At 56.9% G+C, this 25,386-nt stretch carries 27 protein-coding genes; 18 read left to right on the top strand and 9 right to left on the bottom strand.

What is annotated here, in order from left to right; translation table 11 throughout:
- Positions 1 to 7 precede the first annotated feature (7 nt).
- Positions 8 to 2,926 (top strand): DNA translocase FtsK, encoded by a 2,919-nt coding sequence (locus ACR0L9_RS08735; protein WP_480895435.1) that lies wholly within the window; start codon positions 8 to 10, stop codon positions 2,924 to 2,926.
- 39 nt (positions 2,927 to 2,965) lie between these two features.
- A complete protein-coding gene (locus tag ACR0L9_RS08730) occupies positions 2,966 to 3,562 on the top strand; it encodes a LolA family protein (RefSeq protein ID WP_170398828.1) in 597 nt (198 codons plus the stop codon).
- Positions 3,563 to 3,577: 15 nt separating this feature from the next.
- Here the strand turns inward: ACR0L9_RS08730 and ACR0L9_RS08725 are convergent, their stop codons facing one another.
- Positions 3,578 to 4,159: a transglycosylase SLT domain-containing protein gene (locus ACR0L9_RS08725; protein WP_480895434.1), complete on the bottom strand. Its 582-nt coding sequence runs from the start codon at positions 4,157 to 4,159 to the stop codon at positions 3,578 to 3,580.
- 60 nt (positions 4,160 to 4,219) lie between these two features.
- Positions 4,220 to 5,101: an AEC family transporter gene (locus ACR0L9_RS08720; protein ID WP_170611299.1), complete on the bottom strand. Its 882-nt coding sequence runs from the start codon at positions 5,099 to 5,101 to the stop codon at positions 4,220 to 4,222.
- Positions 5,102 to 5,181: 80 nt separating this feature from the next.
- Here ACR0L9_RS08720 and hspQ point away from each other — a divergent pair, with 80 nt between their 5' ends.
- Positions 5,182 to 5,508 (top strand): heat shock protein HspQ, encoded by a 327-nt coding sequence (gene hspQ / locus ACR0L9_RS08715; RefSeq protein ID WP_170398818.1) that lies wholly within the window; start codon positions 5,182 to 5,184, stop codon positions 5,506 to 5,508.
- A 24-nt stretch (positions 5,509 to 5,532) separates the two neighbouring features.
- On the opposite strand, the gene ggt is transcribed toward hspQ, so the two are convergent.
- The 3 genes from ggt to ACR0L9_RS08700 form a co-directional block, all read right to left on the bottom strand.
- Complete coding sequence (ggt, locus tag ACR0L9_RS08710; RefSeq protein ID WP_480895433.1) at positions 5,533 to 7,110, bottom strand: gamma-glutamyltransferase; 1,578 nt, start codon at positions 7,108 to 7,110, stop codon at positions 5,533 to 5,535.
- Between the two features lie 212 nt (positions 7,111 to 7,322).
- Positions 7,323 to 7,739: an ATP-binding protein gene (locus ACR0L9_RS08705; protein ID WP_370644320.1), complete on the bottom strand. Its 417-nt coding sequence runs from the start codon at positions 7,737 to 7,739 to the stop codon at positions 7,323 to 7,325.
- 55 nt (positions 7,740 to 7,794) lie between these two features.
- Complete coding sequence (locus tag ACR0L9_RS08700; protein ID WP_170398809.1) at positions 7,795 to 8,133, bottom strand: STAS domain-containing protein; 339 nt, start codon at positions 8,131 to 8,133, stop codon at positions 7,795 to 7,797.
- Positions 8,134 to 8,234: 101 nt separating this feature from the next.
- Here ACR0L9_RS08700 and ACR0L9_RS08695 point away from each other — a divergent pair, with 101 nt between their 5' ends.
- Together ACR0L9_RS08695 and ACR0L9_RS08690 are read left to right on the top strand one after the other, a co-directional pair.
- A complete protein-coding gene (locus ACR0L9_RS08695) occupies positions 8,235 to 9,407 on the top strand; it encodes a thiolase family protein (protein ID WP_480895432.1) in 1,173 nt (390 codons plus the stop codon).
- A gap of 75 nt (positions 9,408 to 9,482) precedes the next feature.
- Complete coding sequence (locus tag ACR0L9_RS08690; RefSeq protein WP_480895431.1) at positions 9,483 to 9,935, top strand: GAF domain-containing protein; 453 nt, start codon at positions 9,483 to 9,485, stop codon at positions 9,933 to 9,935.
- A gap of 11 nt (positions 9,936 to 9,946) precedes the next feature.
- On the opposite strand, the gene ACR0L9_RS08685 is transcribed toward ACR0L9_RS08690, so the two are convergent.
- On the bottom strand, positions 9,947 to 10,231 hold the full coding sequence (locus tag ACR0L9_RS08685; RefSeq protein ID WP_170398800.1) for a DUF1294 domain-containing protein: 285 nt from the start codon (positions 10,229 to 10,231) through the stop codon (positions 9,947 to 9,949).
- A 117-nt stretch (positions 10,232 to 10,348) separates the two neighbouring features.
- Here ACR0L9_RS08685 and ACR0L9_RS08680 point away from each other — a divergent pair, with 117 nt between their 5' ends.
- From ACR0L9_RS08680 to rarD, 9 genes are all read left to right on the top strand, one after another.
- A complete protein-coding gene (locus ACR0L9_RS08680) occupies positions 10,349 to 10,918 on the top strand; it encodes an XRE family transcriptional regulator (protein ID WP_170425828.1) in 570 nt (189 codons plus the stop codon).
- On the top strand, positions 10,918 to 11,541 hold the full coding sequence (locus ACR0L9_RS08675) for a LysE family translocator (RefSeq protein WP_480895430.1): 624 nt from the start codon (positions 10,918 to 10,920) through the stop codon (positions 11,539 to 11,541). Before ACR0L9_RS08680 ends, ACR0L9_RS08675 begins: the two co-directional genes overlap by 1 nt.
- A gap of 4 nt (positions 11,542 to 11,545) precedes the next feature.
- Positions 11,546 to 11,926: a GFA family protein gene (locus ACR0L9_RS08670; RefSeq protein ID WP_480895429.1), complete on the top strand. Its 381-nt coding sequence runs from the start codon at positions 11,546 to 11,548 to the stop codon at positions 11,924 to 11,926.
- 15 nt (positions 11,927 to 11,941) lie between these two features.
- Positions 11,942 to 14,392, top strand: coding sequence for a GcvT family protein (locus ACR0L9_RS08665; RefSeq protein WP_480895428.1), 2,451 nt, complete (start codon positions 11,942 to 11,944; stop codon positions 14,390 to 14,392).
- Between the two features lie 24 nt (positions 14,393 to 14,416).
- Positions 14,417 to 15,463, top strand: coding sequence for an alcohol dehydrogenase family protein (locus ACR0L9_RS08660; RefSeq protein WP_480895427.1), 1,047 nt, complete (start codon positions 14,417 to 14,419; stop codon positions 15,461 to 15,463).
- A gap of 11 nt (positions 15,464 to 15,474) precedes the next feature.
- The gene (locus tag ACR0L9_RS08655; protein ID WP_170514791.1) at positions 15,475 to 16,368 is read left to right on the top strand and encodes a homocysteine S-methyltransferase family protein; all 894 of its coding nucleotides are present in this window, start codon (positions 15,475 to 15,477) and stop codon (positions 16,366 to 16,368) included.
- 9 nt (positions 16,369 to 16,377) lie between these two features.
- The gene (locus tag ACR0L9_RS08650; protein WP_480895426.1) at positions 16,378 to 17,358 is read left to right on the top strand and encodes a GlxA family transcriptional regulator; all 981 of its coding nucleotides are present in this window, start codon (positions 16,378 to 16,380) and stop codon (positions 17,356 to 17,358) included.
- Between the two features lie 89 nt (positions 17,359 to 17,447).
- Positions 17,448 to 19,901 (top strand): GcvT family protein, encoded by a 2,454-nt coding sequence (locus tag ACR0L9_RS08645; protein ID WP_480895425.1) that lies wholly within the window; start codon positions 17,448 to 17,450, stop codon positions 19,899 to 19,901.
- A gap of 258 nt (positions 19,902 to 20,159) precedes the next feature.
- The gene (gene rarD, locus ACR0L9_RS08640) at positions 20,160 to 21,065 is read left to right on the top strand and encodes an EamA family transporter RarD (protein WP_480895424.1); all 906 of its coding nucleotides are present in this window, start codon (positions 20,160 to 20,162) and stop codon (positions 21,063 to 21,065) included.
- Here the strand turns inward: rarD and ACR0L9_RS08635 are convergent.
- On the bottom strand, positions 21,062 to 21,613 hold the full coding sequence (locus ACR0L9_RS08635; protein ID WP_480895423.1) for an SGNH/GDSL hydrolase family protein: 552 nt from the start codon (positions 21,611 to 21,613) through the stop codon (positions 21,062 to 21,064). The two genes, rarD and ACR0L9_RS08635, sit on opposite strands and share 4 nt — an antisense overlap.
- A 155-nt stretch (positions 21,614 to 21,768) precedes the next feature.
- Positions 21,769 to 22,179 carry a nuclear transport factor 2 family protein gene (locus ACR0L9_RS08630; protein ID WP_170398766.1) on the bottom strand — a complete coding sequence of 137 codons (411 nt, stop codon included), beginning with the start codon at positions 22,177 to 22,179 and terminating at the stop codon, positions 21,769 to 21,771.
- 97 nt (positions 22,180 to 22,276) lie between these two features.
- Between ACR0L9_RS08630 and ACR0L9_RS08625 the strand changes: the two genes are divergently transcribed.
- On the top strand, positions 22,277 to 22,924 hold the full coding sequence (locus tag ACR0L9_RS08625) for an RluA family pseudouridine synthase (RefSeq protein WP_480895422.1): 648 nt from the start codon (positions 22,277 to 22,279) through the stop codon (positions 22,922 to 22,924).
- A gap of 2 nt (positions 22,925 to 22,926) precedes the next feature.
- On the opposite strand, the gene ACR0L9_RS08620 is transcribed toward ACR0L9_RS08625, so the two are convergent.
- Entirely contained in the window at positions 22,927 to 23,118 is a 192-nt protein-coding gene (locus ACR0L9_RS08620) for a hypothetical protein (protein ID WP_170398761.1), read from the bottom strand.
- Between the two features lie 104 nt (positions 23,119 to 23,222).
- Here ACR0L9_RS08620 and ACR0L9_RS08615 point away from each other — a divergent pair, with 104 nt between their 5' ends.
- The 3 genes from ACR0L9_RS08615 (at position 23,223) to ACR0L9_RS08605 (ending at position 25,344) form a co-directional block, all read left to right on the top strand.
- Positions 23,223 to 23,915, top strand: a complete 693-nt coding sequence (locus ACR0L9_RS08615; RefSeq protein ID WP_170406614.1) for a helix-turn-helix transcriptional regulator — start codon at positions 23,223 to 23,225, stop codon at positions 23,913 to 23,915.
- Between the two features lie 118 nt (positions 23,916 to 24,033).
- Positions 24,034 to 24,705, top strand: coding sequence for a YiaD family glycine zipper/OmpA-like lipoprotein (locus ACR0L9_RS08610; RefSeq protein WP_170398755.1), 672 nt, complete (start codon positions 24,034 to 24,036; stop codon positions 24,703 to 24,705).
- A gap of 96 nt (positions 24,706 to 24,801) precedes the next feature.
- Complete coding sequence (locus tag ACR0L9_RS08605; protein WP_170646722.1) at positions 24,802 to 25,344, top strand: NAD(P)H-dependent oxidoreductase; 543 nt, start codon at positions 24,802 to 24,804, stop codon at positions 25,342 to 25,344.
- Positions 25,345 to 25,386 lie beyond the last annotated feature (42 nt).

The raw sequence follows: 25,386 nt of genomic DNA, 5'->3' as shown, positions 1-25,386 counted from the left end.
GGGCAAAATGGCATCATATAACGCGCGAAACCGTGACCCGCTGCTGGACAGCAACACGCAAGCCGCCATTGAACGGCGTAGCAAAGAACTGATCGGGATCGCTTTGATCCTGTTGGGGTTGGCCGCTGCAGCGATGATCTGGTCCTATACGCCCGATGATCCAAACTGGATGGTTTCGACCGATGCGCCCGTGCAAAACTGGATGGGGCGCATTGGGGCCTCGATTGCCGCGCCGTTGTTTATGATCGTGGGTTGGGGCAGCTTGGGTGTCGCCTTGGTGCTGATCACTTGGGGCGTTCGATTTGCAGGTCATTTAGGTGAAGACCGTGCCATTGCCCGCCTGATTTTTGCGCCGATCTGGATCGCCGTTCTGGCTGTCTATGCAGCGACTCTGGTGCCGGGTGCCGAATGGCGGGCGACGCACAGCTATGGCTTGGGCGGTCTATTCGGCGATACAGTGATGGGCGCGATTTTGACGTTGTTGCCGATCTCATCGCATTTCCTGGTCAAGCTGATGTCGCTGGCGATGGCGGTCGGTATGCTGGCTCTGGGTGTATTTGTGTTGGGTTTCGGCAAAGCGGACGTTCGCAATGGCTTCCGGGCGTTTCTGTTGGGACTGGTCATGGCCTATGATCTGTTGATGAACGCGCTGGGACGCGGGGCATCGGCGACAGCGCGGGCAGCACGGGACCGGAAGGCCCAATGGGCCGAGCGCAAGGCCGAACGTGCAGTTTCGGTTCAGGCGGATTTTGACGACGACCTGGCCTACGCTGATCCGGTCTTTGAAGACCCTGAGATTGAAGCGCAGGAACCTGTCGCCAAGACAGGCCTTCTGGCTCGAATGCCTTCCCTGATCCGTCGTCCTGACCCAATGCCCGAGCCTGAGTTGGTCGAAAACGTTGCGGTCGAAGGGTATTACGACATGCCGGGTGAGGATCGCATCCGGTCCAAGATTTCCGCCGCTGTACGCAATCGTAAAGTGGCCGCTGGTGTGCTAACGCCCGAACCCGATCCCAACTTGCCATTGACCAAAGGGCGGGGCAGGGGACCTGACCCGTTGATTTTGAACTCTGGCGCGGCAGACGAGTTGCCGCCCGAACCCCCGATGACCTCTGCAGGTTTGCCCCCCGAACCACCGCTGACAGCAGGATCTGATGTTGAGACGCTGGCGGCAGACTCCGAGGCTGATAATTGGATGCAGCAGGACTATGTTTCCGAACCGGACTATGATGATGAGGCCGTGTTTGATGATGCCCCCGAACCCGCGCTCCAACCGAGACAGGCTGTCAAGATTCCTGTCGCTGAGCCGCGTAAACCTGTAGTAGCTCAACCGGTCCGACGCACTCCTCCACCTTCGCGCAGGGCGCAAGCCGAAGCACAGCCGACACTTTCTTTCGAGGAACGGCATTCCGATTTCGAACTGCCACCGCTGGGCCTTCTGTCCAACCCTGCAAGCATCCAACGCCATCACCTAAGCGATGAGGCGCTCGAGGAAAATGCGCGGATGCTGGAAAACGTGCTGGATGACTACGGCGTCAAGGGCGAGATCGTAAGTGTCCGCCCCGGTCCGGTTGTGACCATGTACGAATTGGAGCCTGCACCGGGTTTAAAAGCCAGCCGTGTGATCGGTTTGGCCGACGATATCGCACGCTCAATGTCGGCTTTGTCCGCGCGGGTTTCAACTCTACCGGGGCGCTCGGTTATTGGCATTGAACTGCCCAATGAAAACCGTGAGATGGTGGTGCTGCGCGAAATCCTCGCCAGTCGCGATTTCGGCGATGGTAATCATGCGCTGCCCTTGGCGTTGGGCAAGGATATCGGTGGTGAGTCCGTGGTGGCGAACTTGGCAAAAATGCCTCACCTCTTGATCGCTGGTACGACCGGTTCCGGTAAGTCGGTGGCAATCAATACGATGATCCTGTCGCTGCTTTATAAGCTAACGCCGGATGAGTGCCGCCTGATCATGATCGACCCCAAGATGCTGGAACTGTCGGTCTATGACGGTATCCCGCACCTGCTCTCGCCCGTTGTGACCGACCCGAAAAAGGCGGTTGTGGCCCTGAAATGGGTCGTGGGCGAGATGGAGGATCGCTATCGCAAAATGTCCAAAATGGGCGTGCGCAATATCGCGGGCTACAATGGCCGCGTGAAAGATGCGCTGTCCAAGGGCGAGATGTTCAGCCGCACGGTCCAGACCGGCTTTGACGATGAAACCGGCGAGCCAATGTTCGAGACCGAAGAATTCGCGCCCGAAGCAATGCCTTATATCGTTGTGATCGTCGACGAAATGGCCGACCTGATGATGGTCGCGGGCAAGGAGATCGAGGCCTGCATCCAGCGTCTGGCGCAGATGGCGCGGGCTTCGGGCATTCACCTGATCATGGCCACTCAGCGCCCCTCTGTTGATGTGATCACCGGGACGATCAAGGCGAACTTCCCGACCCGGATTTCGTTCCAGGTGACTTCGAAAGTCGACAGTCGAACCATTTTGGGCGAGATGGGTGCCGAACAACTTCTGGGGCAGGGCGACATGCTGTATATGGCGGGCGGGGCTAAGATCACCCGTTGTCACGGTCCGTTTGTCTCGGATGAAGAGGTCGAAGAAATCGTCAACCACTTGAAACAGTTCGGTCCGCCGGCCTACATGAGCGGCGTGGTCGATGGCCCGGCCGAGGAAAAGGCTGACAATATCGACGCTGTTCTGGGCCTAAACACGGGTGGCAACACGAACGGAGAAGACGCCCTTTACGACCAGGCAGTGGCGATTGTGATCAAAGATCGCAAATGCTCGACGTCCTACATTCAGCGAAAACTTGCCATTGGCTACAACAAAGCTGCGCGGCTTGTTGAGCAGATGGAGGACGAAGGCGTTGTTTCCGGGGCAAATCACGTTGGAAAACGCGAAATCCTCGTCCCCGAGCAGTAAGATATTTAATAACAAGGGCAGAACGCCTATCTGGGTCCTATGAAACAGATTGCTTTTGCCCTTGCTCTGACACTGGCTGCGCCCGCCGCGTGGGCGGCTGAAAAGCTGCCACTGTCGCAAATCTCTAACTACCTGAACCAGATGAAGACGGTTCAGACCACATTCACGCAGGTGAATGATGACGGATCGCTTAGCACCGGTAAGCTGTGGCTCGAGAGGCCCGGAAAAATGCGGTTCGAATATGATCCGCCCAACAGCGCGGTAGTTTTGGCGCGGTCAGGGACGGTGCAGATCTTTGACCCGAAATCCAATCAGCCGCCCGAACAGTACCCGCTGAAACGCACACCGCTGTCACTGGTGTTGGCGCGGAATGTCAATCTGGGGCAAGCCAATATGGTTGTTGGGCACGATTTTGACGGTACCGCCACGGTTGTGACGGCTCAGGACCCCAAGAATCCGGAAAGCGGGCGGATCGAGTTAATGTTCACATCCAATCCGGTTGAGCTGCGCAAATGGGTGATCCACGATAACGCTGGAAGTCAAACGACCGTACTGCTGGGGCCGTTGACTGAAGGCGGAAATCTCGATTCTAGCGTGTTTTCAAGCAAAACCCGTATCAGGTCAGACGATCGCTGACCTGACAGGGTTTGTTTAGTAACGGCAGTTCGCCAGCTGCGCCTGATACAGTTGCGCTCGGGCGTCTACATCGTTCGCAACGTTCAACAGCCAAGATTTGCTGTTGTAGCTGCCGCGCGCGTAGCCGGTTTGCCCTTCGTGATAGGCCAGGTATTGGTTACGCGCGTCGGTGGGATGAATCCCGTTCCGCTCATAGCTTTTGTTCATGTACCAGCCAATGAAATCCGACGCATCACGGATGCGATCACGCTTGGCGCGGCGTTTGCCGGTTTCGCGTTGATACTGCTCCCACGTGCCATCAAGTGCCTGACCATAGCCGTAAGCACTGCTTTGGCGACCCATCGGGATGACGCCCAGCACGTATTTGTGCGGTGTGCGCGCATCTGCGCGATAACGGCTTTCTTGGTAAATCGTGGCCATCTGAACGTGAACAGGGACACCCCATTTGCGCTCGGTGTTTTTGAAGGCCTTGATATAATCGGGTTTTTCGCGCGCAATGCTGCACGCGTCATTCAGTCTGCTCGGTGGCTGTTTGGACCCGCCACCACAGGATGCCAAAAGCAGCACCCCGAAGAGTACGAAAAGAATTCTGCTCATGTGCCTCGTGCCTTTTTTCTTTATTCTAGCGCAGATTGAGCTCTGAGGAAATCACAATCGTTACAGAATAATAGCGAGAATTATAGGCAGTGCGGCAACCGATAGCACGGTCGAGACCATGACCATGCCCGCAACCGCATCTGAATCCGCCTCAAACCGCTCTGCCAGCAGGTATGAGGTGACAGCGACTGGGGTACACATCTGCAAGACTAAAACTCCGAAAGCCACAGGGCCCAGTTCAAAACTGATGGCAAGAACCCAGCCCAACCCGAAGCACACCGCGAGTTTCAGCAAGGACAACCATATAGCCTGTTGCAGCTTCTGTGTTGTCAGGCGTGCAATCGCGACCCCAAGGGTGATCAGCATCATAGGCACCGCCATCTGGCCCAACAGTTCCAGCGTGTTGGTTAGAAACAGTGGCGTCTGCCATCCACGCCACAGAAACAATGCCCCCAGCAGCGTGGCCCAGACCATCGGCTCGCGCAGAACCTTGCCAAAGGCGCCGCGTCCCGCGACCAGATAGATACCGTAGGTAAAAGAAAACAGAGCGGTTACGGCCAAAAAGATCACCGCGAAACCCAACCCAGCCTGCCCAAAGGCAAAGATGCACAAAGGCAGGCCCAGATTCCCAGTGTTACCGAAGATAAGAGGTGACAGATAGGTCCGCTGCTCAAGCCCTGAGGCACGTACAAAGACCCAGAAAACCACCGCCAAAGCAACATGTGATGCAATCGCAGCGAGCGTGAAAACGGTCAATTCACCGCCAGGAATGTCGGTTTGCATCAAAGCTACGAAGATCAGGCTGGGCACTGCAAGCGTCACCGCAAACCGCGTGACAAATTGCAGCCGATACTCGAAGCCGAGCTTGACCCACGCAAACCCGATCCCGGCCAGAAGGAACACCGGGGCAACGATTTCGAACACTGTTAGGAGTAGGTTCACAGACTGTTTCCCCGAATTTCAGCGCATTGGTTGGCTTTTCTGCCCGAAAAGATGTACTAAATGCTTTGGGGGCCGAAACAATGCTAAAGACACAAGCCAAGTACCGCCTGGGACAGGTGGTTCGACACCGTAGACACCCTTTTCGAGGGGTTATTTTTGATGTCGATCCGGAATTCTCGAACTCGGAAGAATGGTATCAGGCCATTCCTGAAGACAGTCGCCCGCTGAAGGATCAGCCGTTCTATCATTTGCTGGCTGAGAATGATCAATCCTTCTATGTCGCTTATGTTTCAGAACAAAATCTGGTTGAGGACCAATCGGGTGAGCCGGTAGACCATCCCGATATCCCCAACATGTTCGGCCCGTTTCAGGATGGATCTTATCCGCTGCACTTTCAGTTGAACTGAATATGTCCGTCATAATGGCGTGTGTCAGTAGCCTAATGCGCAACCATCTTTACGGGGATCGCTAGCACCTTCCAGAACTCCGTTTGAACAGATTCGAATGGCTTGCGCACCACCCAGAGACGTTTCCGGTATTTGGACAGTGTGCCCCATATCGGATAATTGTTGCAGAACGGCATCGGAATAGCCTCGCTCAATTTTCAGAACACCCCCATCTGCAAATGCCCGAGGCGCATCGATGGCTTCCTGCAGCTCTATGTCGAAATCCGTGAGATTTGACACTAGCCGAGCGTGTCCGGTTGGTTGATAGGCACCTCCCATGACGCCAAAGGGCATCGCGATGCGGCCTTGGGCGCGCAACATTCCCGGTATGATTGTGTGCATTGGTCGCTTTCCACCGGCAAGCTCATTTGGATGACCGGGTTCGAGGTTGAAACCAGCACCCCGATTCTGCAGCAAAATGCCGAACTTTTCCGAAGCGATGCCCGACCCGAACCCGTGGTAGATCGAATAAATAAGTGAAACGGCCATGCGATCCCGGTCAACCACGGTGATATAGACGGTGTCTTTGTGAACAGACTCGGTCAAGGGAGCGGCGGCAGCCATGGCGCGTTTCGGATTGATCAGCGCGGCAAGTTGGGCGGCTGTCTCAGGTGCAAGAAAATGAGCCATCCGCGTGCTGTGGTCGGGATCGGCGATGAAACGATTGCGTGCGTCGTAGGCCAGTTTGCTGGCCTCGGCTTCGATATGTACGCGTTCAGCCCCCCAAGGGTCCATTGCGGCCAGATCGAAGTGCTTCAAGATATTCAGCAACAGGATTGCCGTCGCGCCCTGACCATTCGGTGGGTGCTCTACCAGTTCGACACCGCCATAATCTCCGCTGACGGGCACAGTTTCATCGCTTTGCACGGCCGCGAAATCCTGCGCAGTCTGTACTCCACCCAGATCGGACAGGGCCGCAAGCATGTCATCGGCAATCTCACCAGAATAAAATGCCTTTTGACCGTGTTGGGCAATGCGCCGAAGAACTTCTGCCTGACCGGGGGCGCGAAAAACCTGCCCGGTTTGCAAGGGTTTGCCGTCAATCAGATAATGATCACGTGCCGCGCCTTGCAGGGTGGACGCGCTGTTCATCCAATCAAAGGCAACGCGTGGAGCCACCGGAACACCTGACTCGGCATAATGGATTGCGGGTTGCAGAATTGCTTCCAGGCCCAGCCGACCTTCGGTTTTTGCTAGACGGCAGAATGCCTCAACCGCTCCGGGAATTGTCACGGCATCCGGGCTGGTCTCGGGAACCGAATTTAAACCGCGATCCCGCAATGCCTGTGCATCCGCTGTTGCCGCGGCCCGACCCGAACCGTTTAGTGCGCGAACAGTCTGCTCGCCTGCGCGATTGTACAGAACAAAGCAATCTCCGCCCAAGCCGGTCATTTGCGGCTCGCAAATTCCCAGAAGCACCGCGCCTGCAATGGCTGCGTCCATGGCATTGCCGCCCTGCTGCAGAATATCCAGCGCGATTTTGGCGGCCAACGGATGGGACGTTGCGCACATCCCTTCGGTTGCCAAAACTTCAGAACGGCCTGTCTTGTGAAAATCGCGCATGGGTCTTTCCTTCTGCAAACACGCAGACACTAAGCCGCAGCTGGGAATTGTCCAATGCTATCAGAGGAAGGAGGTCCTCGGCGCCGCTCACTGGGTGGGGGCTGTGACGCTAGGCGCCGAGGGAAGCTATCTGAGCTACCCCTTACTTATGACCTTTGTTTGCGGCGCGACAATGGTTCGATCTAGGCCTTATTGTGGCCATTTGATGCCTGCTAGGGCATCTCGTCAAAGTCGAACCGCAAGCAGAGCAGGTTCCCGCCGCTTTTGCGTTCATATTGTATGTCGCTGGCAAGTTGATGAATCAGGTGCCAGCCAAAGCCGCCCTCGGGCAGGTCCTGCAAAGCAGTGTCGACAGATGGTGGAGTGCCGCTCGGTATCCGCAATTCAGGCATCGGGTCGCCGGTATCGGTGATCTGAATCACCAGCTTCTTTGCACATAATGAGCAATCGATTTGAACGTCAGCGGCGGCCACCCCGGCATAGGCATGTTCGACCACGTTGTTGATCGCTTCCGTCAGCGCGATTCTTACGTCATCTGCTTTGCTTTCCGGCAATCCCTGCGCCGCCAGCCGTGCGCTTAACGCCGCGATCCCTGCGCTGGCCTGCACTTGTGTCGCGGGAAAGCTCACCTCCAGGCAGTTTTGTTTGCAATTCGAGCACACGCTGTTTCACCTCTGCCGATCGTCAGTCTGCACCAGCGCCGATCGCCTCATCCAGCGATTTGAACAGTCTGAACACGGTGTCCATGCGGGTCAGGCGGAACACTTTTTCAACGATCGGGCGCAAGCCGGCCAGATCCAATCTGCGCCCTTTTTCCAATTGTTTCATCGAGGCGACAATGGCGCCCAGACCGCTGGAGTCGATGAATTCGACAGAAGACAAATCCAACACCACCCGTTTGGCATGGGTTTGGGTTTCCGCGCGCATATCTTCCTTGAATTGAATTGCCATCGCGGCATCAATTCGATCACAATGAACGGATATTATCTGTGTCTCGCCGGTGATCTCGCTGCTGAGCCCCATGTTCGTCCGCCTTTGGCAATGCAAAATGATGGTAGAAATACGCTAGACGGTAATTCTTACCATTCGGTATCCATAGGCTGGAAAGTTCAAGGAGATTTCGGATGAACGAGGTTGTGATAGCAGGTGCCGCGCGTACACCAATGGGCGGATTTCAGGGCATGTTTGACGGCGTCGCCGCTGCTGATCTCGGCGGTGCTGCTATCCGCGCAGCGCTGGAGGGTGCAGGCATTCGGGCCGTGGATGAGGTGCTGATGGGCTGCGTCCTGCCTGCCGGCCAGGGACAGGCCCCGGCGCGTCAGGCTGGGTTTGCCGCCGGTCTGGGAGAAGATGTACCTGCCACAACGCTCAACAAAATGTGCGGTTCAGGCATGAAGGCCGCAATGATCGCGTTTGATCAGATCGCTTTGGGCCATACTCAGACCATGGTCGCTGGCGGGATGGAGAGCATGACTAACGCGCCCTATCTGCTGCCCAAGATGCGCGGTGGCGCCCGGATCGGACATGGGCAGGTCGTCGATCACATGTTTCTGGACGGGCTCGAAGACGCCTATGACAAAGGTCGGCTTATGGGCACGTTTGCCGAGGACTGTGCCGAATCCTATCAGTTCACGCGCGAGGCGCAGGACGAATACGCCCTGCGATCGCTTTCGAACGCGCTGTCCGCGCAGGAAAATAATGCGTTCGACCAGGAAATTACACAGGTCAAGATTCAGACTCGTAAAGGCGAGGTTGTGCTGGAAGCGGATGAGCAACCAAAATCGGCGCGGCCCGAGAAGATACCCACTCTGAAACCAGCCTTTCGCAAGGATGGAACGGTTACGGCAGCCAATTCTTCTTCGATCTCGGATGGCGCAGCCGCCCTTGTGCTTGCCTCGGCAAAGGCAGCAGAACAGCAGGGCCTGACCGTGCGCGCACGAATTCTTGGCCACGCCAGTCACGCGCAGGCACCGGGGTTGTTCACAACTGCTCCGGTTCCGGCGGCGCAGAAATTGTTGGACCGTATCGGTTGGAAAAAAGATGATGTCGATCTGTGGGAGGTTAACGAAGCCTTCGCCGTGGTACCGATGGCTTTCATGCACGAAATGGGCTTGTCGCGTGAGATCGTGAACGTGAATGGCGGCGCATGTGCGCTTGGCCATCCGATTGGCGCTTCTGGGGCCCGGATCATGGTCACGCTGCTGAATGCGTTAGAAAAGCGGAACCTCAAGCGCGGTGTCGCGGCAATCTGCATCGGCGGCGGAGAAGGGACGGCCATCGCAATAGAACGCGTTTGACGCTTTGTCTTTTTGCAAATACTCCGGGGAATTGGCGGCAGCGCCCGCAGTTCCCCGGATGCAAGGTCTACCGACATGAAAGCCGACTACGACACACTCGCCAAAACCATAGCCGCCTTGACCGACAGTGAAACCGACGAGGTTGCACTGATGGCTACGGTGGCATGCGAAGTGCATCACTCGGACGACCGATTCGACTGGACGGGATTTTACCGCGTAACTGAGCCCGAAGTGCTAAAGATCGGGCCTTATCAGGGGGGGCATGGCTGCCTAGTAATCCCTTTTGAACGCGGTGTGTGTGGTGCGGCTGCCCGTACAGGGCAAGTGCAATTGGTTTCGGATGTAGATGCTTTCCCCGGCCATATCGCTTGTGCGTCATCCACCCGGTCCGAGTTGGTTCTACCGGTGCGGGATGCGAATGGTAACGTGATCGCTGTCTTTGATATCGACAGCGACCAGCCCGACGCGTTTACCAAAGATGATGCGACCGCACTTGGTGCTATTCTAACGGATGTATTTGCGCGTTAGAGGGTTCCGAGCTATCGCAAAAATGCGCCAAGATCTCGGGACATAATCAGATAGCAAAGCCCGGCCTGAAACGCTGTGATCGTGTATAGCCAAGCCGAGAAACCGCGCTTGCGGGTCTTGTGCCCGAAGATCCAGCGCCCCAGTAGCGCGGCCAAGCTGCCACCTAGTGCCGCCAACCATAACAAGCGCCGCTCGGGGATGCGTCGCCTTCTACGGCGCGCGCGCAGCTTATCCCAGCCAAACGCCATCAAAGTCAGGGTATTAATGGCCCAAAGATAGATTACGGCAATCCACATGGACCGTGCATAGCCAACTAAATTTGCAGACCCAAGTGAAAAAATGCTTGGAAATTTCACCGATTCGAGGCACCGTGAAAAAGTAACAGAAAATTTCACGCAGACTCGGAGCGCAACTTGAATTCGCAAGCCCCTCATAGCGCATCCCTCGGTGCCGATCTGCGCGCACTGCGCAAGGCGCGCGGGCTGACTCTGACCGAGATCGCCAACCGATTGGATCGGTCCGTTGGCTGGCTCAGCCAAGTCGAGCGTGACATGTCCGAGCCGTCGATTTCGGATCTACGCCAGATTGCCGAATGTCTGGGTGTGCCGATGTCGATGCTGTTTGCCCATTCCGCTGCGCCGGTGGATGAGCAAGGGTATATTGTGCGGGCAGGGTCCCGTCGCCCGATGGGCTCTGGCGAAGAAGGGTTGATCGAAGAACTGCTTTCGCCTGACCTGACCGACGATTTCGAGATGGTGCATTCGACCTTTGAGCCGCATTCGCAGATGCAGACCCCGGCAAACCGGCCGACGCAGGAAGTCGGCTATATGGTTTCAGGCCGTCTGGAACTGACGATCGGCTCGCGCAGCTTTCAGGTCGGCCCCGGCGATAGCTTCCGGATCAAGCACGAGCCCTACACTTGGTCCAACCCCTTTGATGAGCCCGCTGTGGCCATCTGGGTTATCGCCCCACCGGTGTACTGATGAGTTTCGAGGCCTGGACCATATTCGCTTTGTTCTGGGTGGTGTTCGTGACCACCCCGGGGCCGAATGCGGTCAATTGCATCTCAAATGGGATGAGCCTGCCATTCCCAAAAGCTATGCTGGGTGTACTGGCTATTCTAACGCAGGCAAGTGCGTTCCTGATCCTCTCGGCAGTGGGGATCACTGCGTTGATTGCCGCGTCGCCAACAGGTTTCTTTGTCGCCAAGCTGATCGGGGCCGGGTTTCTGATCTGGATGGGCATTCGCGGTTGGATGAACGCAGCGAAACCCGCTCCGGCGTCAGAGCGTCCGGCGCGGCATGTTTACTTTCACGCGTTGGCTGTTGCCACGATCAACCCCAAAAGCGTCGCCGGATACCTTGCGGCGTTTTCGCAATTTGTGCAGCCGAATGTACCCATCTGGCAGCAGATGGCGGTGATCATGCCGACGGCACTGGTCATCACGACGCTCAGCTATACCGGGTTCACCTCGCTGGGGGCGCTGATGGGCAAGGCTGCGTTGGGGGCGGTGTTCAATATCTGGGTACGCCGCGTGATGGCGACCTTTTTCATCATTTATGGCGTTTTGCTGGGTGCCAGTTCGACGCCGACAGCGAGGGGGTAAGGATATGCATGCCGGATCATGTCTGTGCGGCGCGGTCGCTTTTGTTGTTGACGGAGACCTCACGCCACCAAATGCCTGCCATTGCGGGCAGTGTCGCAAACAGTCGGGTCATCTGTGGGCCTCGACCGTTACGCATCAGGACAATCTCAGCTTTACCACCAGCGAAACGCTGGGCTGGTATCGCGCCTCTGCCATTGCCAAGCGCGGATTTTGCCGCGCTTGTGGCTCGTTCCTCTTCTGGCAGCACAATGACGAGGACACGATCGCAATTTCCGTGGGCTCATTGGATGAGCCGACCGGGTTGAAACTCGCCCAGCACATCTTTGTGGCAGACAAGGGCGATTACTATGACATCAAAGACGACCTGCCCCAGCGGGCACACTAATAGGGAACCAAACACATGAGTGATTTTCCAACCAAGGCCCGTGTGGTCATCATCGGCGGCGGCGTTGTGGGCTGTTCATCGCTGTATCATCTGGCCAAGAAGGGCTGGACGGATTGTGTTCTGCTGGAAAAGAACGAACTGACCGCAGGCTCGACATGGCACGCGGCGGGTAACGTTCCGACTTTTTCGACCTCGTGGGCGATCATGAACATGCAGCGCTATTCGACCGAACTGTATTCGCGCCTCGCGGACGAGGTCGACTATCCGATGAACTACCACGTTTCTGGGTCAATTCGTCTGGCGCACAGCAAGGAGCGGATGCAGGAATTCGAACGGGCCATGTCCATGGGCCGCTATCAAGGCATCCCGATGGAGAAGTGGACTCCGGAAGAGGCCAAGGAACGCTATCCTTTCCTGGAGACTCATGATCTTGAAGGCGTTCTGTATGACCCGACCGATGGTGACATTGACCCGGCGCAGCTGACTCAGGCTCTGGCCAAGGGAGCGCGGGATATGGGGCAAAAGATCATCCGATTCTGCCCGGCAACCGGTGTGACACAGCAGGACGACGGCACATGGACCGTGCATACCGAAAAGGGTGATATTGCCTGCGATTATGTGGTGAACGCCGCCGGTTACTATGCGCAGCGCGTAGGGGAATGGTTCAAACCCTTTGGCGGCCGAACCGTCCCGGCAATGGTCATGAGCCATCAGTATCTGTTGACCGACGAAGTTCCTGAAATCGAAGCGTGGTCGAAAGAAAACGGTGGCAAGAAGCTACCGCTGCTGCGAGATGTCGATATCTCGTACTACCTGCGGCAAGAGAAGAATGGCTTCAACCTCGGCCCTTATGAGCCTAATTGCAAGGGCCACTGGATGACCGAGGATGACCCGATGCCCGAGGATTTCAGCTTCCAACTGTGGAACGATGATCTGGACCGGATCGAGGATATCGTCACCGATGCGATGGAACGGGTTCCGCTGATGGCAACCTCGGGTGTTGGTCGCGTCATCAATGGCCCGATCCCCTATGCGCCAGATGGTCTGCCGTTGATTGGCCCGATGCCGGGTGTGACAAACGCGTTCGAGGCTCATACTTTCACTTTCGGTATCGCCCAAGGTGGTGGTGCAGGCAAAGTTCTGGCCGAATGGATCGTCGATGGTCACACCGAATGGGATATGTGGGCCGTCGATCCGCGTCGTTACACCGACTACACCGATCAGGATTATTGCAATCAGAAAGGGATGGAAGTTTACGGCAACGAATACGCCATGCATTTCCCACATCACGAATGGCCTGCCGCACGCGACAAGAAGGTCTCGCCTGTGCACGCCAAGGTCAAGGAATTGGGCGGTGTCATGGGCGCGTACAACGGCTGGGAACGCGCAAACTGGTTTGCGCAAACCGGCGATGACACGTCACTGGAAGCCACCCATACCTGGGGACGTTCGGGCCCCTGGGAGCAACGGGTCAAAGAAGAATGCGAAGCCGTGCGCGATCACTGCGGGGTGCTGGATCTGCCGGGCTTCTCGCGGTTCTGGATACAAGGCGAGGGGGCGGATGACTGGCTGCGTGGCTTCTGTACCGGAGGTATCCCTAAAGCAGGGCGCATGAATCTGATCTATGTCTCGGATGAAAGAGGGCGCATTCTGACCGAGCTGTCCTGTATCCGTCTGGCTGAGAACAATTTCGTCCTAATCACCGCTGCCACGGCACAATGGCACGATGGTGATTTGATCCGCAATTCGGTGCCCGAAGGTGTGACCGTTCGGGAAACCACAACCGAGCGCGACACACTGATCGTGACAGGACCGATGACGCGGAACGTATTGTCCGGCATCACCGATGCAGATTTGCAGCGAGGGTGGCTGACCCACCAATTCGCCAAAGTGGCCGGGCAGGATGCCTTCTTGATCCGTGTATCTTTCGCGGGTGAGTTGGGTTGGGAAATCCATGCTGAAAATGATGCGATGCCCGCCATCTACGAAGCTGTGCTGGCCGCTGGAGCGAAACCCTTTGGCATGTATGCGTTGAATTCGCTGCGGATCGAGAAAGGCTATCGCGCGTGGAAAGGCGACCTAAGCACGGATTACTCTCTGCTGGAAGGTGGTTTGGGGCGCTTTGTCAAGCTCGATAAACCGCAGGATTTTGTTGGCAAAGCAGCCATTCAGAACGAAAAACAGCAAGGCGTTAAAAAGTCCTTTGTCACTCTGATCGTGGACGCAGGTGAGGTCGATGCGCCTTACATGTCCTGCATCTGGAGCGGTGATGAGATCGTGGGTGAAACCACATCGGGTGCGTGGGGGTATCGCATTGGTGCCTCGGTCGCGCTGGGCATGGTGCGCGCAGATTTGGCTGTCCCGGGAACTGAGCTAGAGGTTGAAATCTACGGTCAGAAATGTCGTGCTGTTGTTCAGGAGGATCAGCCGCTCTGGGATCCTGCAAATGAACGGTTGAGGGCCTGACCCCTACGATAGAAAGGCGCTGATATGACCCGGCAGATGGAAGGCGTATATCTGACTGGCCATGGAGGTCCTGAGGTGTTGGAATGGCGGGAAGGCGTCCCCGTTCCGACCCCCGGTCCAGGGCAGGTTCTGGTGCGCGTCGCCGCTGCCGGGGTGAACAACACCGACATCAACACGCGGATCGGCTGGTACTCGTCGGATGTTACAGAAGCGACGGATGCGGTAGATCAGAATGTTGAGGCCGGCGGGTGGGGAGGTGCGCTGCACTTTCCCCGCATCCAAGGCGGTGATCTGTGTGGGATTGTCGAAGAGGCTGGACCGGGGGCGGCGTTCAAGCCCGGACAACGCGTGACTTGTCCTATCAACTTGCCACGCCCGGGGCCAGGTAGACCGCATGGTTTTATTGCACTTGGTTCAGAAATCGACGGAGCGTTTGCCCAATACTGTCTGGTCGAGAGCAATGATCTCTATGATGTGACCGCCTCGCCCCTATCAGACGTGGAAATCGCCGCTATTCCCTGCGCGTTTGGGACCGCAGAAAACCTGCTGACTCGCGCTGGTGTATCGGCAGGCCACACAGTGCTGATTACAGGGGCTTCAGGCGGTGTGGGCCTCGCCGCGGTCCAGCTCGCGGCGCTACGAGGAGCGACGGTCTGGGGGGTGACAAGTGCTGCCAAGGCGGATGTGGTCAAAGCGCAGGGGGCGTCGGCAACCTTTGACCGGGATGTGCAGCTGCCGAAGGATATGTTCGATGTCGTCATCGATGTGGTGGGCGGCTCGGCTTGGCCCGATCTCATACTGGCGCTGAAACCCGGCGGGCACTATGCGGTGTCAGGTGCAATCGCTGGCCCCATCGTCAGCGCCGATTTGCGAGACATCTATCTGCGCGACATCACAATCCATGGCTGCACCCATCAGCCTCCCGAAGTCTTTGGCCGACTTGTTGTGCTGATGAATGCAGGTCGGATCAGGCCTTTGGTCTCAAAAACCTACCCGTTGCGTGACATTGTTCAGGCGCAAGAGGATTTTATGTCCAAGACCTTGCCCGGGAAACTGGTATTAATACCGTGAAAGGGGGGTAGATGGCTGATATTACGCTTTTAGATGGTTCGATCGGGCAGGAACTGGTGAAACGCAGCGGTGACCAGCCCACGCCTTTGTGGTCAACGCGGGTGATGATCGACAAACCTGACTTGCTGACCGAAGTTCACGCGGCCTATTTCCGCAGTGGCGCGACGATTGCCACCACGAATACCTATGCCATTCACCGCTCGCGGCTGGTGCGTGAGGGGATCGAAGACCAGATGCCACTTCTGATCGAGGCTGCTCTTTCGCGGGCCGAGCAGGCTTGCGCGGGAACTGACGGTCGTATCGCTGGTGCGCTTGGTCCGCTTTTGGCCAGCTACCGGCCCGATCTGAATCCCGACCCAGACGATGCGGCTGAAAAATTTGCCGAGCTGGCTCAACTGATGGCAGACCGGGTTGATCTATTCCTGATCGAAACCGTGTCCTCGGTTCTGGAAGCCGAAGGTGCGCTTCGCGGTACCGAGAATTGCGGCAAACCCGTCTGGCTGGCAATGTCGGTTATGGATGATGACGGCACGCGATTGCGGTCAGGCGAAGCGCTGGAGGACATCGCCCCGCTTGTTGCGCGTTACGCCCCCGAGGCCGTTTTGATCAACTGCGCGCGCCCGGAAGCGATTCCGGCTGCACTGGAGATCATCGCAAAGCTGGGTCGCCCGTTCGGCGCTTATGCTAATGGCTTTACTGGTATCAAAGACGGTTTTTTGAAGGATGCCCCGACGGTTGACTCTCTGGAAAGCCGTCATGACCTAGACCCTGACGCCTATGCGCAGCATGCCATGGGCTGGGTGGCGCAGGGCGCGACGATTGTTGGCGGTTGCTGCGAAGTTGGGCCAGATCATATCGAAACACTTGCCGACAGTTTACGTGCGGCTGGGCACACAATTGTTTGAGTGTGCCTCATGTCGATCCGCAACAAATCTGAACGGCGAAAAGAACGGGATCAGCAGCATTTCGATATTCTGGTTGCACCCGGTTTCGTGTTGCTTGAATTGGCCTCGTTGGTCGATGTGTTGCGCCTGGCCAACCGGGTATGCGCGCATCCTCCGTTCACATTCACATACCGGTCCCGAAAGGGGGGACCTGTTGAAAGCAGCAGTTGCGCGACGGTGTCGACCGAAACCATACCTGCGCAGCCCGATGCGGATTATCTGTTTGTGATCGGAAACTCGGATCCGGATCAGCCAGAGCTTTCTTTAGGTCGCGTCGTGCCCGACTATACGTACCGGGGAGCCCAGGTCTTTTTGCTGGCCGAAGCGGCAAGCAGGTACATCGACGAAAACGGCGCTGACCATATGGCAACCCATTGGGAAAACGCTTCTTTCTTGCGCGAACGTGGCGCGCGGTTTGAGGCCAAGCTTTCAATTGCGACCGAACAGGGTTCAGTGGTCACCTGCGCGGGAATGGAGGCAACGACGGATGTGGCACTGGCGGTGATTGGGCGGCACATTTCGGGTGCCGCCAAGATGACAGTTGCGGATATCATGCTGCACGAGAACATCCGCGATTTCTCATCCATGCAGCCGTTTTCGGGCGCTCGGAATACAGCCACAGGTGACGCAAAGCTGGATCAATGTATCAAGCTGATGCAGGCGAATATCGAAGAACCGTTACCGATAAATCAGATCGTTGACATGTTACACGTGTCGAACAGATCGCTTGAGCGCAAGTTCAAGGCAACTTTCGCAACCACTCCAAACGGATTCTACCGAGAAATGCGCTTGGCCAAAGCCAACAACCTGCTTTTGAACACAACGATGAGCGTGCGGGAAATCGGCTTGGTGTGCGGCTTTCCAAACGGATTCTCATCCGTTTACAAAAGCGTCTTTGGCGTCACTCCGTTTGTTCTGAGACGTCAAAAAAGACGTGCAGAATATAGGTGATTTTCGCGATTGAGATGACGTTTTTGACGCTTTTTTTGTCGATCCTTCATGGCATTTTGCAAAAAACCTGAGACAGCGGAGACATCAGGATGGTTGATCTTCCCACCAAGGCCCGTGTGGTCATCATCGGCGGCGGCGTCATCGGATGCTCGGTCGCGTATCACCTTACCAAGAAAGGGTGGACCGATGTTGTGCTGCTTGAGCGCAAGCAACTGACCAGCGGCACCACATGGCATGCTGCAGGTCTGATTGCGCAGCTGCGCGCGACCGCAAACATGACCAAGCTGGCTAAGTACAGTCAGGAACTATATGGCGCACTTGAGGAAGAAACTGGCGTTGCCACAGGGTTCAAGCGTTGCGGATCGATCACGGTGGCGCTGACTGAAGAGCGCAAGGAAGAGATCTATCGTCAGGCCGCCATGGCACGTGCTTTCGGGGTTGAGGTCGAAGAGATCGGCAATGATCGTGTGCAAGAGCTGTATCCCCATCTCAACCTCGAAGGGGTCAAGGGGGCGGTTTATTTGCCTTTGGATGGGCAGGGTGATCCGGCAAACATTGCACTGGCTTTGGCCAAAGGTGCGCGCCAACGCGGTGGCATCGTCAAGGAACGTGTGAAAGTCACCGATGTCGTCAAGCAGGGCCGTCAGGTGACCGGCGTGGACTGGATTGCGGACGATGGCAGTGCCTCGGGCCATATCGAATGCGACATGGTGGTGAACTGTGCGGGCATGTGGGGCCACGAGGTTGGTAAGATGGCAGGTGTGAACGTGCCGCTTCACGCCTGCGAACATTTCTATATCGTGACCGAAGGGATCGACGGGCTGACCCAACTGCCGGTGCTGCGCGTACCGGATGAATGTGCCTACTACAAAGAGGATGCCGGAAAAATCCTGCTGGGCGCGTTTGAGCCAAATGCAAAACCCTGGGCGATGAACGGCATCCCCGACAGTTTCGAATTCGACCAGTTGCCAGAGGATTTCGATCACTTTGAACCAATACTCGAAGCGGCCTGCAATCGGATGCCGATGTTGGCCGAGGCGGGGATTCACACCTTCTTTAACGGCCCCGAATCCTTTACGCCGGATGATGCCTATCACTTGGGACTCGCCCCCGAGATGGATAACGTTTGGGTCGCTGCAGGGTTCAACTCGATCGGTATTCAGTCGGCGGGTGGTGCCGGTATGGCACTGGCCGAGTGGATGGACTCGGGCGAGAAACCGTTCGATCTGGGCGATGTTGACATCAGTCGCATGCAGCCGTTTCAGGGCAACAAGCAGTACCTCTTTGAACGTTCGAAAGAGACGCTCGGCCTGCTTTATGCCGACCACTATCCCTATCGCCAAAAGGCCACCGCGCGCGGTGTGCGCCGGACACCGTTTCACCATCACCTGATCGAACAGGGTGCCGTGATGGGCGAATTGGCTGGGTGGGAGCGCGCCAATTGGTTTGCCAACGAAGGGCAGGAACGGGAGTATCAATACAGCTGGAAACGGCAGAACTGGTTCGAGAATTCGGCTGCCGAACACCGTGCCGTGCGCGAAAATGTAGGCATGTATGACATGTCGTCCTTCGGCAAAATCCGCGTCGAAGGGCCGGATGCCGAGAAATTCATGAACTATATCGGCGGCGGCGATTATTCAGTGCCCAATGGCAAGATCGTCTACACCCAATTCCTAAACCGTAGCGGTGGGATCGAAGCAGATGTCACGGTCACACGGTTGACTGAGACCGCCTACCTGGTCGTCACCCCCGCGGCGACCCGATTGGCGGATCAGACCTGGATGATGCGTCATGCAGGCGGCTTCAATGTGGTTATCACCGATGTCACCGCTGGCGAGGGCGTTTTGGCCGTCATGGGGCCGAATGCACGTGCATTGCTTGAAAAGGTTTCGCCCGCTGATTTCTCGAACAGGACCAACCCCTTTGGCACGGCGCAACAGATTGAGATCGGTATGGGTCTCGCTCGCGCCCACAGGGTAACCTATGTGGGTGAGCTTGGGTGGGAGATCTATGTGTCGTCCGACATGGCAGGTCATGTTTTTGAGGCGTTGCACGAAGCCGGACAAGATATGGGCCTGAAACTCTGCGGCATGCACATGATGGACAGTTGCCGGATCGAGAAGGGTTTTCGCCATTTCGGTCATGACATCACCTGCGAGGATCACGTGGTCGACGCGGGATTGGGATTTGCCGTCAAAGTGCACAAAGGCAGCGATTTCATCGGTCGTGAGGCGGTGATGGCCCGCAAGGAAAGCGGGCCCAAGAACCGGCTTGTCCAGTTTAGACTGACTGATCCCGAACCACTGTTGTTCCACAACGAACCAATCGTGCGCGATGGTGAATATGTAGGTTACCTTAGCTCGGGCAATTATGGTCACACGCTGGGTGGTGCCATTGGTCTGGGCTATGTGCCCTGCGAGGGCGAAAAGCCTGCAGACGTGCTGGCCTCGACCTATGAGATCGATGTCTGTGGTGTGAAAGTCCAGGCAGAGGCGTCGTTGAAACCGATGTATGATGCGAAATCCGAGCGGGTCAAAGTCTAGAAAATATCGACAGGGGTAGGCTCTGCCCCACCGTCCGTACCAGGCGACGCTCGCAAGAGTATTTGTGGCCAGATCAACAAGGGATCACCTGCTCATCTGGCCAACAATATCCATGAGCGTGAGACAGCGCTTCGCACGTAGGTTGGCTGCAGAACGCGCGACCTATCAGAAACTTTGATGCCCTGCTTCACAGTTTTGATAGTTCCCAAGCCCATCTGATTTGCCGTAGAGAAACACGGTATCAGTCGGAGACTCGCTGTGGCAGACACCCGCCTACCACCAAACAATACCGATACGCCCAAAGGGCTGGTTCTGGCCGTGATGGCCTATGTGCTTTGGGGCTTTCTGCCGCTTTACATGAAAGCGATGGAACATATTGGCCCGATCGAAGTTGTCGCGCATCGGGTGATCTGGTCGGTGCCGGTGGCCGGGCTGCTGCTGATAGCGCTCGGGCGGACCGGCGATCTGAAAACTGCACTTCGCAATCCCAAAATGTTGGGTATGGCGGCAATTACAGCGGCGTTGATCTCTGTCAACTGGGCGATTTATGTCTGGGCGATTTCATCGGGGCATGCGCTGGACGCGGCTTTGGGCTATTACATCAACCCTTTGTTCAGCATTGCGTTGGGTGCGATATTGCTGCGCGAACCTCTGAACCGAACACAGTTGGTTGCGGTCGGGTTGGCCGCTTTGGGGGTGTTGGTGCTGGTGTTTCAGGCGGGAAGCTTACCCTGGGCGGCTTTGGGCCTGATGTTCAGTTGGGGGTTTTATGCGTTCTTCAAGCGCTCACTCCCAATTGGGCCCAACCAAGGGTTTTTGTTGGAAGTCCTGATTCTACTGATACCCGCCCTGGCCTACGTCACCTGGCTTGGAACAAGTGGTGCCGGGCATTTTGGAGCAGCCGTGTCAGACACTGCGCTGCTTGCGGGCGCGGGGCTGGTGACTGCAATTCCGTTGCTGCTTTATGCCAATGGGGCCAAACTGGTGCGTCTGTCGACGATGGGTATCCTGCAGTACATCGCGCCCACGATGATTTTTATCACCGCGATCACGTTGTTCGGAGAGCGTATTGATCAGGCAAGATTGATCGCGTTCCCCCTGATCTGGGCCGGGTTGATTGTATATTCGATCCCGATGATCCGGCAAATACGGTCTCAGGCCTAGCGAATGAGCTGGGCAAGCTGTTCCGCCCAGATTGCATAGGCCTTGGGACTTGGATGATATCCGTCCGGCGCGGCGAGCGCCGGGTCATCGGGCAGGTTCAGCGCCAGATGTGAAACTTGCGGATATGCTGCAGCCACCTTCTGCAAGCCGTGATCCAGCCTTGCAGCCTGTTGCCCCAAAAACCAGGCCAGAGGCTGAGGCAGAGCGGGAAAACGCGCCATCTGAGGAACCGCAGACACGATCACCTGCCGGGCTTTCATCGGCCCGGTCAGAAGGTCCAATAGGCGTGCTTGGTGGTCCTCAAAGCTCTGTCTACTTACCGCTCGGGTCACGTCGTTCACACCCAGCGCCGTTATGGCCACATCAAACTGTTCGGAAAGCCCTTGCAGCTGCTCAATTGTGTTTTGAGTGGTATGCCCGGTGGCCGCCTCAAGCCGCCATTCCACGGTATAACGCTTTGCCAATCGGCCGACCAGTTGCCCGGATAGCGCCTGGCCTTGTGTGCCCGCCCCAACGCCAGCGGCCGAGCTGTCCCCGGTGATCAACAAGCGCAGTCTGGGCCCGCGCCCTGCACACCCTTGGCGGGGACCAGTCGGTTCTGGCAGAAATTGCGCATTGCGTCTTACCGCGAACCCCTGAATGGCCAGAATAGGCAAAAGCGGAATTCTGAGAATCTGATCGGCGGCAACAGGCAAAGGAACCGTTAGCTCAGCGCATCTTTGAACTTTAGAAAGCGCGCATCTTTCATGACTCGTGCCATCATGGCTTCGCGCAAGGCTCCGACGGTCTTGTAAGGACGCATGACGACCTCAAATTCCTGAATAAGTCCGTCTGCGTTCAGCGTGATCAAGTCTACACCCACGGCGTCCAAGGCACCGACTTTGCATTGAAACTCCAATGCCCAATCGTCGCCGTCGCCCATGATCCGACGATACTGAAATTCGGAAAACACCTGACCCACATGACCCAGAACCGCTGCAACAGGTTCACGCCCGGTCCAGGTGCTGTAGTAAGTGGGTGGTGAAAACCGCACATCTTCGGCCAGCAACTCTTGGATCAGGCCTTCATCGCCTTTGGCCACCACTTCTTGCATTCGTTTGATCGTCGGGTGCATACCGTCTTCCCTCTTGTTGACCAAAGAGTTGCTGAACCTTTTCACTCACGCAAGGACGACGTTGCGGGAGGGGGCCGCCTGAGATAGGCAAGCGCGCATGAGCGAAACTTATGATCCCCCAAACTCCCCTCTGGATGTGCTGTTTGAAGACACGCAATTGATCGTGGTGAACAAGCCGGCGGGTTTGTTGTCCGTGCCGGGGCGGGGCGCGCATCTTGCTGATTGCCTGCTGACCCGCGTACAAGTTGCGTTTCCACAAGCGCTGCTGGTGCATCGGTTGGATCGGGATACATCCGGTGTAATGGTGTTTGCACAGACGCCGCATGCCCAGCGGCATCTGGGGCTACAGTTCGAAAATCGCCAGACCCGCAAAACTTATGTCGCGCGCGTATGGGGGCGGGTAGAACCAAAAACGGGAACGGTTGATCTGCCGCTGATCGTCGATTGGCCCAATCGCCCCCGTCAGATGGTCTGTCACGACACCGGCAAGCCTGCTGTTACGGATTGGCGCGTGGTTAAATACGAGGGCGAGACAACGCGTGTTCGCCTGTCTCCCAAGACCGGACGATCGCACCAGTTGCGGGTTCATATGCAGGCGCTGGGGCATCCTATCTTGGGTGATCCGTTTTATGCCGATGGCGTGGCGCGCGACTTCCCGCGGTTGATGCTTCATTCGGAAGAACTGCGCCTCAAAAATCCCGAAGGCGGGGTGTCGATGAAATTTCGCGCGCCAGCCAAATTCTGATTCTAGGCGTTACTGGTCCAAAGCATCTTCAGGTTTCCCAGCGAAAACCGCCGGGTGCGTTTGACCGGGCGTATAACTTGGCGTTCCCGTGCGGCAGCAATTTCACGTTCGATTTCGAATCCGCGCAAAACGTGATCTTGGGACCAGCGATCCAGTTTTAAGGTCATCATGACGTGATTGTCGAGGTAGGGCATGGTCACTCTCCTGAGTTGCAATTGCCCAATCTTCGCCCAACACTCCTGACACCACCTTGTCAGGGGGGTGTGCTAAGTTGTCAGCAGATCTTTAGGAGACCCGGATGCGCCGATCGACACGTCTGTTCGAAATCATTCAGATCTTGCGTGCTGCTGAAGCGCCCGTGACGGCCGATGCGTTGGCCGCCAAGCTCGAGGTTTCGGTGCGCACCGTCTACCGCGATATTGCCGCGTTGCAGGCCCAGCGTACGCCAATCGAAGGCGAAGCGGGTGTTGGCTATCTGATGCGGCGCGGGTATGATCTGCCTCCGCTCAATTTCGACGCCGAAGAGGTTGAGGCCCTCTGGGTGGGCCTGTCGATGCTGGCCCGCACGGGTGACAGCACCTTGCAACAGGCCGCTGACCGAGTTTGTCGGAAGATCGAGGCCCTGCGCGCGCCAGCCGACTGGCTACAGGTTGCGCCCTGGGGTGCACCGATGGATGATCCGGAAAAGGGATGTGTGCCCGTCGTGAACTATCGCGAAGCGATCCGGGCTGAACGTAAAATTCGCATCACCTACGTGAATTCGGAAGATGAGCGTACCGAGCGCACGATACGGCCCGTCGCCCTGATCTACCATATTGAATGCACCATGCTGGCCGCGTGGTGCGAGCTGCGAAACGGGTTTCGCCATTTCCGCACAGATCGGATCTGGGCATGCGAACTGACCGAGGATCATTTCTGCGGGCAAGGGGAACCTCTGCGCGCGATCTGGCAGGAGCAGAACAGCTGGGATAGCTCCAAAGGGGTCGCCTGAATGGCAGGTATTCGCCGATTTCACTCAATTGTTGCTTGAGGGTCTTTGTTCTCACTGTGTTATACTAAGCGGAACGAAACAAACCCGGTGAACGGGTACGTGAGCAGAAGGTGATTCAATGACGATTTCCAAATGTGTACTGACGGTTGGACTGTGTTCAGCCCTGTTTTTGGGGGCGTGTACCGACCCGGGCACTCTCAGCGTGCAGAACGATCCCAACCAGAATGCCAAGCAAGGCGCGTTGCTGGGTGGTCTGATCGGCGCTGGTGTGGGCGCAATTGCCAATGACTCTGATCCACTGTTGGGGGCGTTGGCCGGTGGTGCCATCGGTGCCGCAGGCGGTGGCGTGATCGGCAACCAACTTGACCGGCAGGCTGCAGAGCTGCGGCAGCAGTTGGCAAATGACGGCATCACGATCGTCAACGCGGGTGATCGCTTAATCGTCACGGTTCCGAATGACATCACCTTCGACACCGACAGTTCCACCGTGCGCCCGGCCTTGCGTGCCGATTTGGTGAAGGTGGGGCAGAATTTGGTTAACTACCCGAATTCGAATGTCCAGATTATCGGTCATACTGACAGTGACGGAGAGGCGTCCTACAACCTCGGACTGTCTGAACGCCGCGCCAATGCGGTGGCTGATATTCTGCAGGCCAATGGTGTCAGCTACGCCCGTATCACTACTGTCGGGCAAGGTGAAAACAACCCGATCGCATCGAACCTGACACCCGAGGGGAAAGCCCAGAACCGGCGGGTCGAGATTGTGGTAGTTCCCAGCGACAACACCTGATCACGCGTCTCGCGCACAATGACTGCGCGTCATCGGGCCTTTGGTTCGATGGTGTCTCGGGATAACTAAGGGGAAACACCAAAGCGGAGTTTCCCCATGTCCCAACCGATCCTTCTTGGCCTTTCCGGCTCGCTACGGCAGGATGCGACCAACCGTAAATTGCTGCGCGAAGCTGCACGCCTGTTCGAACCCGGCACGTTCATTGAGGCTGATCTCAATCTGCCGCTTTATGACGGCGATCTCGAAGTTGGCGAAGGCATACCTGAAGCCGTGCAGGTTTTGGCCGATCAGATTGCCCAGGCCCACGCGGTGATCATATCAACCCCGGAATACAACAAAGGGCCTTCGGGTGTTCTAAAAAACGCGCTGGACTGGGTCAGCCGGACGAAGGGCAAGCCTTGGATGGATAAACCGCTCGCCGTCATGTCCGCCGCTGCGGGCCGGGCCGGGGGGGAGCGGGCGCAAATGATCTTGCGGTCCTTCATGGTTCCCTTTCAGCCACGCATTCTGCAAGGTCCCGAGCTTCACTTGGCGGACAGCTCGAATGAATTTGATGCAGACGGGCGGCTGTCTAACGACCGCTACGAGCATACGCTGCATAACCTGATGCAGAAGCTGCGGGCAGAGGCCGGGTTTTAATCCTCTTTGCTTGCCGGTCTGTACCGCAACTTCTAGGTTATG

Source organism: Ruegeria sp. I3, assembly GCF_056532525.1.
The sequence above is the reverse complement of the archived record's forward strand: the minus strand, read 5'-3'. Positions and strand labels throughout refer to the sequence as shown.

What these genes read in the sequence shown, in the direction of transcription:
- ggt (WP_480895433.1), bottom strand. Translation starts at nt 7,110, where the DNA reads ATGCGCGATTTTCACAAGACAGGCCGTTCTGAAGTTTTGGCAACCGAA.
- ACR0L9_RS08660 (WP_480895427.1), top strand. Translation starts at nt 14,417, where the DNA reads ATGACCCGGCAGATGGAAGGCGTATATCTGACTGGCCATGGAGGTCCT.
- ACR0L9_RS08725 (WP_480895434.1), bottom strand. Translation starts at nt 4,159, where the DNA reads ATGAGCAGAATTCTTTTCGTACTCTTCGGGGTGCTGCTTTTGGCATCC.
- ACR0L9_RS08675 (WP_480895430.1), top strand. Translation starts at nt 10,918, where the DNA reads ATGAGTTTCGAGGCCTGGACCATATTCGCTTTGTTCTGGGTGGTGTTC.
- ACR0L9_RS08650 (WP_480895426.1), top strand. Translation starts at nt 16,378, where the DNA reads ATGTCGATCCGCAACAAATCTGAACGGCGAAAAGAACGGGATCAGCAG.
- ACR0L9_RS08655 (WP_170514791.1), top strand. Translation starts at nt 15,475, where the DNA reads ATGGCTGATATTACGCTTTTAGATGGTTCGATCGGGCAGGAACTGGTG.
- ACR0L9_RS08620 (WP_170398761.1), bottom strand. Translation starts at nt 23,118, where the DNA reads ATGCCCTACCTCGACAATCACGTCATGATGACCTTAAAACTGGATCGC.
- ACR0L9_RS08610 (WP_170398755.1), top strand. Translation starts at nt 24,034, where the DNA reads ATGACGATTTCCAAATGTGTACTGACGGTTGGACTGTGTTCAGCCCTG.
- ACR0L9_RS08625 (WP_480895422.1), top strand. Translation starts at nt 22,277, where the DNA reads ATGAGCGAAACTTATGATCCCCCAAACTCCCCTCTGGATGTGCTGTTT.
- ACR0L9_RS08730 (WP_170398828.1), top strand. Translation starts at nt 2,966, where the DNA reads ATGAAACAGATTGCTTTTGCCCTTGCTCTGACACTGGCTGCGCCCGCC.
- ACR0L9_RS08735 (WP_480895435.1), top strand. Translation starts at nt 8, where the DNA reads ATGGCATCATATAACGCGCGAAACCGTGACCCGCTGCTGGACAGCAAC.
- ACR0L9_RS08690 (WP_480895431.1), top strand. Translation starts at nt 9,483, where the DNA reads ATGAAAGCCGACTACGACACACTCGCCAAAACCATAGCCGCCTTGACC.
- ACR0L9_RS08615 (WP_170406614.1), top strand. Translation starts at nt 23,223, where the DNA reads ATGCGCCGATCGACACGTCTGTTCGAAATCATTCAGATCTTGCGTGCT.
- ACR0L9_RS08630 (WP_170398766.1), bottom strand. Translation starts at nt 22,179, where the DNA reads ATGCACCCGACGATCAAACGAATGCAAGAAGTGGTGGCCAAAGGCGAT.
- ACR0L9_RS08665 (WP_480895428.1), top strand. Translation starts at nt 11,942, where the DNA reads ATGAGTGATTTTCCAACCAAGGCCCGTGTGGTCATCATCGGCGGCGGC.
- ACR0L9_RS08695 (WP_480895432.1), top strand. Translation starts at nt 8,235, where the DNA reads ATGAACGAGGTTGTGATAGCAGGTGCCGCGCGTACACCAATGGGCGGA.
- ACR0L9_RS08685 (WP_170398800.1), bottom strand. Translation starts at nt 10,231, where the DNA reads ATGTGGATTGCCGTAATCTATCTTTGGGCCATTAATACCCTGACTTTG.
- ACR0L9_RS08670 (WP_480895429.1), top strand. Translation starts at nt 11,546, where the DNA reads ATGCATGCCGGATCATGTCTGTGCGGCGCGGTCGCTTTTGTTGTTGAC.
- ACR0L9_RS08645 (WP_480895425.1), top strand. Translation starts at nt 17,448, where the DNA reads ATGGTTGATCTTCCCACCAAGGCCCGTGTGGTCATCATCGGCGGCGGC.
- ACR0L9_RS08700 (WP_170398809.1), bottom strand. Translation starts at nt 8,133, where the DNA reads ATGGGGCTCAGCAGCGAGATCACCGGCGAGACACAGATAATATCCGTT.
- ACR0L9_RS08605 (WP_170646722.1), top strand. Translation starts at nt 24,802, where the DNA reads ATGTCCCAACCGATCCTTCTTGGCCTTTCCGGCTCGCTACGGCAGGAT.
- hspQ (WP_170398818.1), top strand. Translation starts at nt 5,182, where the DNA reads ATGCTAAAGACACAAGCCAAGTACCGCCTGGGACAGGTGGTTCGACAC.